12 protein-coding genes are annotated in these 12,837 nt (G+C 62.6%); 5 read left to right on the top strand and 7 right to left on the bottom strand.

Annotated features, from left to right (window positions below; translation table 11 throughout):
• The first annotated feature begins 22 nt into the window (after nt 1–22).
• Nucleotides 23–508, top strand: coding sequence for a MarR family transcriptional regulator (locus BC363_RS25730; RefSeq protein ID WP_065780347.1), 486 nt, complete (start codon nt 23–25; stop codon nt 506–508).
• Between the two features lie 25 nt (nt 509–533).
• On the opposite strand, the gene BC363_RS35210 is transcribed toward BC363_RS25730, so the two are convergent.
• Both BC363_RS35210 and BC363_RS25725 read right to left on the bottom strand, forming a co-directional pair.
• The gene (locus BC363_RS35210) at nt 534–686 is read right to left on the bottom strand and encodes a hypothetical protein (protein ID WP_161952492.1); all 153 of its coding nucleotides are present in this window, start codon (nt 684–686) and stop codon (nt 534–536) included.
• Between the two features lie 24 nt (nt 687–710).
• Entirely contained in the window at nt 711–1,085 is a 375-nt protein-coding gene (locus tag BC363_RS25725) for a DUF971 domain-containing protein (protein WP_065780024.1), read from the bottom strand.
• 248 nt (nt 1,086–1,333) lie between these two features.
• On the opposite strand from BC363_RS25725, the gene moaA reads away from it, so the two are divergent.
• A complete protein-coding gene (gene moaA / locus BC363_RS25720; protein WP_139110047.1) occupies nt 1,334–2,383 on the top strand; it encodes a GTP 3',8-cyclase MoaA in 1,050 nt (349 codons plus the stop codon).
• Between the two features lie 301 nt (nt 2,384–2,684).
• On the opposite strand, the gene BC363_RS25715 is transcribed toward moaA, so the two are convergent.
• Nucleotides 2,685–5,237 carry a methyl-accepting chemotaxis protein gene (locus BC363_RS25715; protein ID WP_065780020.1) on the bottom strand — a complete coding sequence of 851 codons (2,553 nt, stop codon included), beginning with the start codon at nt 5,235–5,237 and terminating at the stop codon, nt 2,685–2,687.
• Nucleotides 5,238–5,693: 456 nt separating this feature from the next.
• Between BC363_RS25715 and BC363_RS25710 the strand changes: the two genes are divergently transcribed.
• The 3 genes from BC363_RS25710 to mobB are packed head-to-tail and all read left to right on the top strand — an operon-like array spanning nt 5,694 to nt 7,808.
• Nucleotides 5,694–6,602 (top strand): DMT family transporter, encoded by a 909-nt coding sequence (locus BC363_RS25710; RefSeq protein WP_065780018.1) that lies wholly within the window; start codon nt 5,694–5,696, stop codon nt 6,600–6,602.
• 16 nt (nt 6,603–6,618) lie between these two features.
• Nucleotides 6,619–7,284, top strand: coding sequence for a molybdenum cofactor guanylyltransferase MobA (gene mobA, locus BC363_RS25705; protein ID WP_065780016.1), 666 nt, complete (start codon nt 6,619–6,621; stop codon nt 7,282–7,284).
• Nucleotides 7,281–7,808 carry a molybdopterin-guanine dinucleotide biosynthesis protein B gene (gene mobB / locus BC363_RS25700; RefSeq protein ID WP_065780014.1) on the top strand — a complete coding sequence of 176 codons (528 nt, stop codon included), beginning with the start codon at nt 7,281–7,283 and terminating at the stop codon, nt 7,806–7,808. Before mobA ends, mobB begins: the two co-directional genes overlap by 4 nt.
• Nucleotides 7,809–8,033: 225 nt before the next feature.
• Here mobB and BC363_RS25695 read toward each other — a convergent pair whose 3' ends face one another.
• The 4 genes from BC363_RS25695 to BC363_RS35205 form a co-directional block, all read right to left on the bottom strand.
• Complete coding sequence (locus BC363_RS25695) at nt 8,034–9,062, bottom strand: SEL1-like repeat protein (protein WP_161952491.1); 1,029 nt, start codon at nt 9,060–9,062, stop codon at nt 8,034–8,036.
• Between the two features lie 170 nt (nt 9,063–9,232).
• Nucleotides 9,233–9,976 carry a polysaccharide deacetylase family protein gene (locus tag BC363_RS25690; RefSeq protein ID WP_065780343.1) on the bottom strand — a complete coding sequence of 248 codons (744 nt, stop codon included), beginning with the start codon at nt 9,974–9,976 and terminating at the stop codon, nt 9,233–9,235.
• Between the two features lie 116 nt (nt 9,977–10,092).
• Entirely contained in the window at nt 10,093–12,450 is a 2,358-nt protein-coding gene (locus BC363_RS25685; RefSeq protein ID WP_065780012.1) for an OmpA family protein, read from the bottom strand.
• Between the two features lie 201 nt (nt 12,451–12,651).
• Nucleotides 12,652–12,810 carry a hypothetical protein gene (locus BC363_RS35205; RefSeq protein ID WP_161491379.1) on the bottom strand — a complete coding sequence of 53 codons (159 nt, stop codon included), beginning with the start codon at nt 12,808–12,810 and terminating at the stop codon, nt 12,652–12,654.
• Nucleotides 12,811–12,837: the final 27 nt, after the last annotated feature.

The following is a 12,837-nucleotide window of genomic DNA, read 5'->3' as shown; positions in this document are numbered from 1 at the left end:
TGCTGAACATTATTGTACAACGATGAACAAAAAGCAAGTGACGAACGAACAGCATCATTTCCCCTGGGACCACCCGCGTTTTCGCAGCTGGATTGCCGTTGCGCGCGCCTGTCAGTTGATGCAGCAGACCATGACGCGGTCGCTGGCGCATCTCGACATCAAGCCGCCGCATCTCGACATCCTGATCAACCTCTACCGCTTCGACGGAATCTCGCAGCAGGAGCTTGCCCGCAAGCTGCTGGTGGGACGGTCCAACATGAGCATGCTGCTGCCGCAACTGGAGAAACGCGGGCTGATCGAGCGCCGCGGCGACGACAAGGACAAGCGCGTCCTGCGGCTGTCTCTGACGCCGACCGGGCGCACGCTGACCGAAGAGGCGATGGAGGTTCAGACCGGCCTCATCGAAAAGTCGATGGAGGGCGCGCCGCTCGAGGATTGCATGATCGTGGCGCAATCCATGGAGCGGTTGATCGCGGTTCTGCTGAGGGACGAGAACGAGCTCGCCTGACACCCGTGCCGGGCGTGAGCCAGTTTTAGCTGGTTGTGCTTTCCTGCGCCTCGTGCGCTTCCGCCTCCGCCCGCTCACGCGCCGTTCTCGGGGCGATGAACAGCGGCACGGCAACGACACCGGCAGTCAACAGCACGACCACCTGCGTCAGGCCGTTCGCGTTCGATGCCTCGGCCAATAGACCGTCTCCTTTTCAAACGGTTCAGCGTGGCTTTTCGGCCTTGTCGCGCGACATGCCCTTGTCGGCGAGCTCCTGCTCATAGGCGGCAAAAAGCTCTTCGCCCTTCTCGCCGAGTTCGCGCAGATAGGTCCAGGTGAAGATGCCGGTGTCGTGCAAATCGTCAAAGCCGATGCGCACGGCGTAGTTTCCGGTCGGCTGCACCGAGATGATCTGGACGTTGCGCTTGCCCGGTACCGTCACCCGCTGGCCTGGCCCGTGTCCCTGTACTTCGGCAGACGGCGAAAGCACGCGCAGCATCTCCGCCGAAAGATCGAAGGATGCACCGTCGTTGAAGGCGACGACGAGGCGGTGGCGGTCTTTCGATACGCGCAGTTCCGTCGGCCAGAATTCGCTCATGATGTCTGCTCCTGTTTTCAAGCCCACGCCTACAGCGCCGCGCGTCAAATATGACGCGCAAAGGACGCTGTAACACTTTAGGCCCGCTGCATAGTTCCTTAAATCGATTCCGATTTAAGGAACTATGCAGTAGCTGAAGAATCGCTCGCCGAGAATTACCCGGCTTTTCCGATCAACACTTTGCGACATGATGCGCCTTGACGCGACCACGTTTGCTGGCGACATTGAAGGGGCTGGGAGAAAGACGCTTGAACACAGCAGCGATAATGAGAACCGGCGCAACGGCGCTAGAGGATAGAACCGCCCCGATGATCGATCCGTTCGGCCGGGCGATCACCTATCTGCGCGTGTCCGTCACCGATCGCTGCGATTTCCGCTGCACCTACTGCATGGCGGAACACATGACCTTTCTGCCGAAGAAGGACCTTCTGACGCTGGAAGAACTCCACCGGCTCTGTTCCGCCTTCATCGCCAAGGGTGTGCGTAAGCTAAGGCTGACTGGTGGCGAGCCGCTGGTGCGCAAGAACATCATGTTTCTGGTGCGCGAACTCGGACGCGAGATCGAGGCTGGACGCCTCGATGAGTTGACGCTGACGACAAATGGTTCTCAGCTTGCGAAACATGCCGCAGAACTGGCCGATTGCGGCGTGCGGCGTATCAACGTCTCGCTCGACACGCTCGACCCGGCGAAATTCCACCAGATCACCCGCTGGGGCGATCTCGGCAAGGTGATCGAAGGCATCGACGCCGCTCAGGCGGCCGGCATCAAGGTCAAGATCAATGCCGTCGCGCTCAAGGGTTTCAATGACGCCGAAATCCCCGACCTGATGCGCTGGGCGCATGGTCGCGACATGGATCTGACGCTGATCGAAACCATGCCGATGGGCGAGATCGAGGAAGACCGCACCGATCACTACATGCCGTTGTCTGAAATGCGCCGGCAGCTCGAAGAGCGGTTCACGCTCGCCGACATCGCCTACAAGACCGGCGGGCCCGCCCGTTATGTGGAGGTTGCCGAGACCGGCGGCCGCCTCGGCCTCATCACGCCGATGACCCATAATTTCTGCGAAAGCTGCAATCGCGTCCGGCTGACCTGCACCGGCACGCTTTACATGTGCCTCGGCCAGAACGACGCCGCCGACCTGCGCACCGCACTGCGGGCTTCCGACGACGACACCTATCTCGGCCAGGTGATCGACGAAGCCATCGGGCGCAAGCCCAAGGGCCACGACTTCATCATCGACCGCGAGCACAACCGCCCCGCCGTTGCCCGCCACATGAGCGTTACCGGCGGCTGAGCCGCCATCGAGGTCGCAGATGTCTCCGCCCCTCATCCGCCTGCCGGCACCTTCTTCCCGCCAGCGGGGAGAAGGGAACCTGTAGCAACGCTCTCGCATCCCTTGAGCCTTGAGATGCCTCGCCTTTCGCGCATTGATCAGGTACTGCGCAGACCGAATGAGAGATAGCTACGGCCGAAACGCCAAGCTTGGCCACGGCAATGCACACCATCGAAAACCTATGGCGGGACACGTCCCCTCGCCCCGCCTGCGGGGAGAGGGTTAGGGTGAGGGGCAACCGGCACGCTCTGCCGGCGACAACTCAAGCCGCGTAGATCGACCCGTAACCGCGGCCATAAGCCTGGCCGGCGACCGCCGACGTACCGGTCTTGAAGCGCTCGATCTTTTCGTTGAGCGCCTCGACCTGGCGGCGCAGGCCGTGGATCTCGGCGGTGTTTTCCTCCACCATTGCCGCGTTCTGCTGGGTGATCAGCTCGACCTCGTGCACCGCCGAATTGACCTCGTTGAGGCCGGTATACTGGTCGGCGGCCGCGGCCTCGATGTTGCTGACGAGCTGGTGGATAGTGCCGATGTGGTTGTTGATGACGGTAAGCGCGTCACCGGTCTCCTGCACCAGCGCCACGCCGCTTCTGACCTGCGCCGAGCTTTCGGAGATCAGGCCCTTGATTTCGCGCGCTGCCCCGGCGCAACGCTGGGCGAGTTCCCGCACCTCCTGTGCCACGACCGCAAAGCCGCGACCCGCCTCGCCTGCCCGTGCCGCCTCGACGCCGGCATTGAGCGCCAGAAGGTTCGTCTGGAAGGCAATCTCGTCGATGACGCTGATGATCGTGCTGATCTTCTCGGACGAGCGGTTGATCTCCGCCATCGCGTCGATCGCCTTGGCGACGACCTGGCCGGAATGCTTGGCGTAGGAATTGGTCTCATCGACCGAGACGGTGGTCTTGCGGGCGCTTTCCGCCGTCGAACGAACGATCTCGGTCAGCTGGCGCAGGGCGCGCGAGCTTTCCTCGAGCGCTGCGGCCTGCTGCTCCGTCCGCCGCGCCAGGTCGTCGGCCGAAGCCGACAGGTTGCTGGTGCCGCCGGTGATCTCGCCGGTCACCATACGCACGTCGCTGAGCGTGGCGCGCAGCGCCTCGACCGCGTTGTTGTAGGTGCGCGCCATGATCACGTAGTCGGCCGGCAGGTCTTCTGCCATGCCTTCTTCGAGGTTGCCGGCGGCAAGCTCAGCCAGAACGTCCGAAAGCGCGTTCAGCGCCTGCATCTGCTCGGCCTCGATCCGGGCGCGCTCTTCGGCCCGACGGGCTTCCTCTTCCGCCGAAAGCGTGCGGGCGGCTTCCGCCTCCCGTCCCAGCCGGACGTTTTCGACGGCGTTGTCGCGGAACACCGCCACCGAGCGCACCATGTCGCCGATCTCGTCGCCGCGGTTGCGGCCTTCGATCGCCACGTCGAGATCGCCGTCGGCAAGCCGGGTCATCGTCTCGGTCACGCGCTTCAGCGGACCGCGCAGGGTTTCGACCAGCATCAGGCCGCCGATGATCGCAAGCAGCGTACCGGCCACCATCGCCACGATCGACATATTGGCCGAACGTTGGCTGTCGAGCTTGCCGGCCTCCTGGGCGCTGCTGACGAAGCTTTCGAGCGTCGCGCTCGCGCCGGCAACCAGCGTCGAGGCGGCGGCCTTGGCTTCCTGCCAGCGACCACCGACGTCGATCAGGGCGGCAGTGCCCTTGTCGATGTTGTCGAGCGAAGGCTTGAGCTTGGCCGGCAGATCACGCAAGGCAGCATTCTTGCCGCCAAGCTCTGACAGTTTCGCCGCACTGTCGCGAACCGCCTGAATATCGGCCATCACCAGATCGCGGCTTTCCGCGTCGAGCTTGCGGTGCAGTTCGCTGATATGCAGCCGCGTGCTGTCGAGGCCCTTGAAGGTGTCGCCCATCAACGCGATCAGCGTCTTCAGCTGCGAGATTTCGCTGTCCATGCCGACAAAGCGCTTGGCAGCCGTGTCGGAATTCTTGGCCGCTTCCTTGGCGAAATCGGCCTCGTATTTCGAGAACTTGCTGAGGATCGGCACAAGCGCATTCTTCTTGGCTTCGCTGTCTTCAGCGCCGGCAAGAATCGCCTGGACCTTCAGCGCCAGGTCCTTCAGCTCGGCAATCGGCTTCTGAACCTTTTCCGACGCGATCGTCTCGGCTTCCTCGATCTGCTTGATGAGGTGCGGCAGCAGCTTGCCCGCCTGATCGATCTTGGCGTCGGCGTTGGCAGCCATCGTCACCGGCAGGCGGAATTTCTTGATTCGCTCGGCGACACCCTGGTAGGCGGCGGCATCGAAGAGCAGTGCCTTGGCAAAAGCTTCCTTCTCACCCGATTCCTTGCGGATGATGTCGATCTGCTTGTAGGCGCTGTTGCCCTGCGCCGTCATGTCGGTCAGCGCCGCCTCGAGCGAAGCCGTCACCTGATCCTGCTCGACCTTGATCGACCAGAGCTTTTCGGTCTGGGCCCGCATTGCTTCACCCAGCGACAGTACGGAGGCGATCTCGGACCTGTCCGCCTCACGTGTCAGCAGGCCGTCGAGGGCGCGAACCCCGCTCTCCTGTTCATCGATCTGGGCACTCAGCGCCCCTCTCGTATCCTCGCTCGGCGCATCGGCAAAAGTCTGGAGCGCGCTGCGCAGCGCCTGGAAATCCGAGAGATTGTTGATGGTTTCGCGCGTCACGGTCATGTGGCCGTTGAGCGTTCGTGCGGTGAAGAAGCCAACGAGACCGATACCCGCGATCAGAGCGACCAGCGGAACCACGAAGAGCAGAACCTTGGTGACGATGCGCAGGCGCTGTAAGAGACGATCGATGAAAGACATTGCGGACCCCAGATTATTCTTATGAGAGACATGTCCGCGCGGTGGCTTCTTCTTGCTGGAAGCATGGGGTGAAATATCGGCGGAAGCACCTCCCAGGCACCGACCGACACTTCTGGAATGGCGCGCCGCCAAGGTTCTGACGCACACCACCCACCGATCGCGTCATGCGATTGGAAGCGGAATCATCGGGACGATAGGCAGCGAAACTTAAGATTCCGCGAATAGAAACCGGTCCGGGAGACCGTGCTTTCTGCGCGGCGAACAGTCTTCATCACGATTGATCTCGCCAACACCCGGAAGTTCTACTTGCGATGGAAGAAAAATCGCCAGCTGGCGGGTTGGTGTTTGCACAAAATGGCGGCCGATGCTTAAACGGTAAACGACGTCCGACAACGGATTCGCCTTTGCCACCGGCCGTCAGGTTCCCGCCCGATTCGGCGCCGCAGGACAGCCAGCATGCAATCCTCCAGCAATTTCCGCGGCATCGTCTTCATGTGTCTGGCAATGGTCGCCTTCTCCTGCAACGACGCATTGGTGAAATCGGTGACCGGGGCGATGAATGTCGGCCAGATCATGTTCGTGCGCGGGCTGCTGACCACCTTGATGGTAATCGTCATTGCCAGGCATTTCCGGGCATTTCGTCCGCTTCGCACCATCATGAAGCCGGTCATCATCCTGCGCATCGTCATGGAGGCGCTGGCATCCATCACCTACATCTCGGCGCTCGGGCAAATTCCCCTCGCCAATGCATCGGCGATCATGCAGGCGCTGCCGCTGGCCGTAACGCTCGGCGCCGCCGTGTTCCTCGGCGAACCGGTCGGATGGCGGCGCTGGACCGCCATCTTCGTCGGCTTCATCGGCGTGCTGATCGTGCTTCGCCCAGGCCCCGAAGGCTTTACATCAGCCGCACTCACCGTCGTTGCCTGCGTCTTCTGCACCGCGACGCGCGATCTCTGCACCCGTCGCATCGACCACGACATCCCCTCGCTCTACATAACGGTGACAACGGCGCTTGTGACGACATTGGTCGGCGCCGCATTGATCGTACCGCTTGGCGGCTGGCAGTCGATGTCCTCGACCACGCTGACCCACGTCGCCGCCGCCAGCCTGCTCCTGATGGTCGGATACCAGACGATCGTGCTTGCCATGCGTGGCGGCGATATCTCAGTTATCGCGCCCTTTCGCTACACCAGCCTGCTGTTTGCGATCGCGATCGGCATTTTCTTCTTCTCGGAAAAGCCGGATGCATGGATGCTGGTTGGTGTTGCGGTCATCATCGGCTCGGGCCTTTACACCTTCTATCGCGAGAGCCGGCGCGGCAGGAAGCCGGTTGCACAAAGCTCCCTGACCGGACCGCTCGAATAGGAACGAAGAAACCTCGATGCCAACAGTCAAGACGTCAGATGCGAGACATCCATTGTGGCCGGCCGTCGTCCTTGCCGGCGGACTTTCGCGTCGCATGGGGCGGCCGAAGTCCGACTTGCTTCTGGACGGAAAGACGATGCTGTGGCGGATCGTCGAGAGGCTCCAGCCTCAGGTCGCCAGCGTCGCCATCAATCTCAACGGCGCCGGCGAGCGGGCGGCGATCGAGGGGCATCCGGTGATTTGCGATACCGTGCCCGGCTTTCTCGGTCCGCTTGCGGGTGTGTTGACGGCGATGCGCCACGCGGCCGCCGCCACGCCGACAGCGACGCATGTCCTCGTCGTGCCGACGGACACGCCCTTCTTCCCGCATGACCTCGCTCAACGCCTGACCGATGCGATGACGGGACGCGAGCAGATTGCCGTTGCGTCATCCGATGGTGCGCTGCATCCGCTCTTTGCACTCTGGTCCGTCGGGCTCGCCGACGATCTCGAACACTGGCTCACGACGGATCCAAAACGCCGCGTGCGCACCTTCATCGAGCGCCATCCATCCGTCACCGTCGACTTTCCGATGACAACGACGACCAGCGGACTGTTCGATCCCTTCTTCAACATCAACACGCCGGATGATCTGCTGCGGGCAGAGGAATGGCTGGGCATTCTTGGGGAGAACAGCGCATGACTGCGACGAAAATTTTCGGCATCGCGGGCTGGAAGAATTCCGGCAAGACCGGACTAATGGTTCGCCTCGTCACCGAATTGACGCAGCGTGGATATGTCGTATCGACCGTCAAGCACGCCCATCATGACTTCGACATCGACAAGGTCGGGGCCGACAGTTTCCGCCACAGGGAAGCAGGCGCCCACGAAGTCACCATCGTTTCAGGCACACGCTTTGCGATTATGCATGAATTGCGTGGTGCACCGGAGCCGAGCTTCGAAGACATCCTCACCCGGCTCGCCCCTTGCGATCTCATTCTGGTCGAAGGCTACAAGCGCGAGCCGATCTCCAAGATCGAGGCCCGTCGGCTCGAATCGGCGAACCGCGAGCCCTTGGCGCCCACCGATCCGCACATCTGTGCCATCGCCGCCGATCACCCGGTCACGGACAGCGACCTGCCGGTCTTCGATCTCGACGACACTGCGACCATCGCCGATTTCGTGGAGAAGGTTACGGGGTTGTTGCCCAAAAGCGACGCTTCCTGACCAGGCTTCAACGCTTCAAGGCGTCGCAATACTCTTTCGGCAACGCGGCGAGCGCCTGTTGCACCTTTACAGCGCTGCGCGCCAAATATGGCGCGCCAAGGACGCTGTAACACTATAAATTTGCTGCATAATTCCTCCTTAGATCGATTCCGATTTAAGGAATTATGCAGTAGCATTCCCTGAGCGGCGGCCTAGCGACACCACCTGACAGCAGCCGCAGCGTCATCAATCCTTCGGCAGCGCATCGATCGCCGGTTGCGCCTCAGTAATGCCCTGCGCAGCGGCCTTGCCGTACCAGCGTGCTGCCGCCAACAGATCCTTGTCGACCCCGAGGGCGTTGGCGTAGGCCACTGCGACGTTGAACTGCGCCTTGCCGTGACCCTGCTCGGCTGCCTTCAGGAACCAGCCGAAGGCCGCTGCCGGGTCACGATCGACGCCGGAGCCGATCGCATAAGCGACGCCAAGATTGTGCTGTGCAAACTCGTAGCCTTGCTCCGCCGAGAGCGTGTAGAGCCGCGCCGCCTCCTTCGCGTCGCGCCCCACGCCTCGGCCATCTTGATACATCACCGCCAGATTGTATTGACCAGCAGCATCGCCTGTATCGGCCACCGTGCGGAACCATTGTGCTGCGGCCGCCTGATCCTCTGCGACACCGATACCGCTGACATACATCAGGCCAACGTTTATCTGCGCAAACTTGTGCCCTTGCTCCGCCGCCTGAATCAAGAGTCCGAACGCCTTTGCCTGATCCTGCGGCACACCCTCGCCCTTGCCGTAGATCATACCCAGTCGGAACTGCGCCCGCGGAAAGTTCTGTGCAGCGGAAAGGCGATACCAACGGAGCGCCTCTTCAAGATTTCGCTCGACGCCTTCGCCCCTGAAATACTGCTGTGCCAGCTCGTACTGCGCCATGGCATGCCCGCTCTCAGCGGCCCGCCTGTACCACTTGAAAGCTTCGGTCTCGTTCCGGGCCACACCGCGGCCCTCCATCAGCATTCCCGCCAAATTGTATTGCGCCGGCACGTTGCCGCCTTCGGCGGACTTCTGAAACCAGCGAAACGCTTCAGTATCATCCTGCTTGGCGCCTTGGCCGGTGAAGTAGGACCAGGCGATGAGAAACTGGGCGTAGATGTCCCCTTTCTCCGCTAGCGCTCTGTCTTGATCGGTAGGGATGGGGGGCATTTCCGCCAGCGCGGGGGAAACGGAGAGGCCGAAGGCGAGCGCGGCAACAAGGCCGAAGACGGCGGGTTTCATCCATTCCTCCCGAGGCAAACCGTTCAATACGAACATTAAGCAACGAAAGGTTGATTCGACAACGAATTTCCCCTCTCCAGCGAAACATCGCACTCCATCCTCTCGCGCGCTCATCCTGCCGAAGGGCCGAGACAATGCTGACGTTCGCCGCACTCACCCATTGTCGGCCGTCAATTCGTGGCGCCGACGGTCATCTCATCGGGAATGTCGTTGAGGCGGACGAAGCTGTAGCCCTTGGCTTTCAGGTCGAGAATACCGCGTGCGACGCCGGCGCCGGCGGTGTGCGTCGGCTGGTTGATGTGAGCGATGACGACATCACCGTCCTGGGCGTTGCGGATACGCTTCTCGGCCATGGCCGCCCCCAGCAGCGAGCCGCCGTCGCCATTCACGGAATAGCCCGCGATACGGTAGCCCATCTCGCGGATCTGGCTCATCGAGGAATGGCTGTATTTCGCCGTCGCGCCGCGGAACCAGCGCGGTGCCGCGAGGCCATGCGCCCTGATCGCTGCCGCCCCGCCTTCGACTTCGGCCGCAACGGCCGCGCTCGAGCCGGCGGCGGCCAGCCCATAGACGGAAACCTTGACGTCGATCGGCGGCACATGCATGGCGCCGTGATCTTCGATTTCGAAGAGATCCGGGTGCGCCTTCATCACCTCGACCACCAGCCCGTTGCGCTTCAGCCAGCGCGCCGTCACGAAGATCGTCGCAGGGATGCGGTTCTCGATCAGGGTGCCGAGGATACGCATGTCGGTCGCGCCGCTGCAGGCGTCGAGCGTCAGCGCCACGCGCGGCGGCTGGTCCTTGCCCGCGGGATTGCTCGGAAGCCGCAGGTCCGGCTCGACAAGCGCCGGCGCCGCATGGGCGGACTGGGCAAGCAGGGCAAGGGAGGCAATCAGAAGAGCGGCGGTTTTCATGGCAATCCGGAAGAAGAAGAAGAAGAAGAAGATGACTGAAACGGAAACGGCAGAAACCCGCCCTGTGACAGGCGGGTTTCCTAGGCGTTGCACGGGCGGTCGTGCCCGAGGCTTGATCAGCGCTGGGCGACCGGGCGAACCAGCGGCGTGACGCGGCGAATGGTAACGCGGCGGTTCTGCTGCTCGGCTTCCTCAGTGCGAACCTTCAGGAAGCGCTCGCCATAGCCCTGCGTCACCAGGTTTTCGGCAGGAATGCCGTAGACCTCGGTGAGCAGCGAGGCAACCGATTCGGCGCGCTGGTCCGAAAGCACCAGGTTCGAGCGGTCCGAGCCGACGGCGTCCGTATGGCCTTCGATGAAGAAGGTTTCACCCGGATCCTTGGCCAGCACCTTCTCCATGGCAGCGGCTACGCCGCGCATGGTCTTTGCCTGCGACATCGACACTTCCGCGCTGCCCGTCGGGAAGGTGATGGTGTCGAGGTCGATGCGGCGGACCTTGTCGCGCAGGCGTGCCGAGTGACGGACCTCGTCGATCGAATAGACGCGCTCGACGCGCTCCACCGGCGGCTCGGCCAGGAAGTCGTAGTAGTCGCGGCCAGGATCGTCGGAAACATCGGCGATATAGTCGCGAACCGGGATGCGCAGGCGCATCGGCGGCAGCTCGTAACCAACGTCGATGATCGCCGGACGCGGGCCTTCGTCACGCTCAGGTGCGTAGATCATCAGGTACTCGTTGCCGTCACGATCGACACGCGAACGCTGCAGGATGTCGCCGTAGCGATTGTAGATCGTGACGATCTGGTAGCCGCCGGGGCGAACGATGGTTTCGCGGGTACGGCCACGCGGCAGCTGGTCGTAGTAGGTCTCTTCCGCATCGCGACGAAGGCGCGGGCGGTCGTCGCCACGAACGAAGATCTGGTCGCCGACGCCAAGAATGACGCGGTTGTCGATCTCCTGAATCACTTCCACATTGGTGATGTTGTTGGTGACGTTGTTGACCGTCGTGTTGTTGTTGATCACCGTGTTGTTGATGACGGTGTTGTTGACGATGTTGGTCGTCTCCGGCACCACGAATACGGGCGCTTCATCGATGCGTGTGCCTTGCTCGGTCAGGTTCGCCTCGATCTTCTGCGGCAGGTCGGCCTGGATTTCGGCCGGCATCAGCGCCTGCGCTGCGGCGTCATCGGCCGGCGGCGGAGCGCTTTCCTCCTGTGCACGCAGTTCTTCGCGCAATTTCTGGCGGTCTTCGCGAGCCTGGTTGCCGCCGACGTTGTCGGCATCCTTGTCGCTGTCGAGAACGGCCGCACCGTTTTCGACCGGAAGCACGACGGTCTCGTCAGTCGCCGCAGGATCTTCGGCGATCTTCAGCTTTTCTTCCTCGGTGCGGGTATCGACCACTTCCGGTACCGGCTGGACCTGCGGCTGCTGTTCGGCCGTCGCCGGCTGCTCGGTGCCCGGAACTGCCTGCCCCTCGCCCGTCTGCGGTTCGGTCGTCTGCGGCTCGACGGCGGGCGCTACGGCTTCGCCGGCATTCTGCCCATCGGTTACAGGCGGCTCTTCGCCCGCCTTCTGTTCTTCGGTCACCGGCGGTTGCTCGCCGGCATTCTGGCCTCCCGTTGCCGGCTGCTGGCCGGTCGCTTCACCGCCAGCCGGCGGGCAAGCGGTGGAGGCGTCCTGACCTTCCGGAACAACGCACTCGCCTGCCTGAGCCTTCCTGGCTTCTTCGGCTTGACGTGCGGCCTCTGCCTCGGCAGCCTTCTGCTGTTCGGCGGCCTGGCGGGCGGCTTCGTCTTCCGCAGCCTTCTGCTCGTCGGCGGCCTTCTGCTGGGCTTCGCTTTCGGCAGCCTTCTGTTCGTCGGCGGCCTTCTGGGCTTCTGCAGCTTTCTCCTGCTCGGCGGCCTGGCGCGCAGCCTCGTCTTCAGCAGCCTTCTGCTGTTCAGCGGCCTGGCGGGCGGCTTCCTCTTCGGCAGCCTTTTGCTGTTCGGCGGCCTGACGCGCCGCCTCTTCTTCTGCCGCCTTCTGCTGTTCGGCCGCTTGCTGCTCCTGCTGCTGGCGTGCGGCTTCCTCTTCTGCAGCCCGCTGAGCTGCTGCCGCCTTCTCCTGTTCGGCAGCCTGGCGGGCGGCCTCTTCCTCGGCAGCCTTCTGCTGCTCGGCGGCCTGGCGGGCAGCCTCTTCTTCGGCAGCCCTCTGCTGTTCGGCGGCCTGGCGGGCAGCCTCTTCTTCGGCAGCCTTCTGCTGTTCGGCGGCCTGCTGCTCCTGCTGCTGGCGCTGCGCTTCAGCTTCCGCCGCACGCTGCTGCTCTTCGGCCTGGCGCTGCTGCAGCAGCAGAAGCTCTTCGTCCGACGGCTGACCGCTCCCTTCCTGCGCCACCTCGAACGGCTTCATCAGGCTGTCGGCAAGGGCTGGTTGCACCGCAAGCGACACCGAGAGCACCGGCAGCGCCACGGTTGCGAATAGTCTGGATCGAATCGACATTGTCTTCCTTCCTCGTCCTGGGAGGTCCCTGGCCTGCCACTGTTACCCACCGGACAGCCGGTTCGGCAACAGGAGACAAGCGTGAATTCTCAAGGGCCTTGATCCAAGGTTCCGGCTTTTTTGTGTTGCCCGTCAAACGAGCCACCAACGCAACGCCCGAACCTCCAATCGGTTCCCGCAATAGGCGTAGCCGAAGCAAGATTAACCGCCGCTGAACAGGTCGTTCATGTTCGCGCCGATCACGGCCGCAGCAATCTCCGGTAGAAATCCTTTTCCCGGTGGGTGCTTTCGCTTTCCTGTTGATTTTTGCTGGAAAACAGTACGAATATCGCTCCAACCGGCGGCAAGCGCCCCGGTCAAGATAGGCATCCGCAAACAACAAAAACC

The organism is Ensifer sp. LC384, from assembly GCF_001695865.1.
Taxonomy (GTDB): Bacteria; Pseudomonadota; Alphaproteobacteria; order Rhizobiales; family Rhizobiaceae; genus Ensifer.
This window is presented reverse-complemented; position numbering and strand designations above follow the sequence as displayed.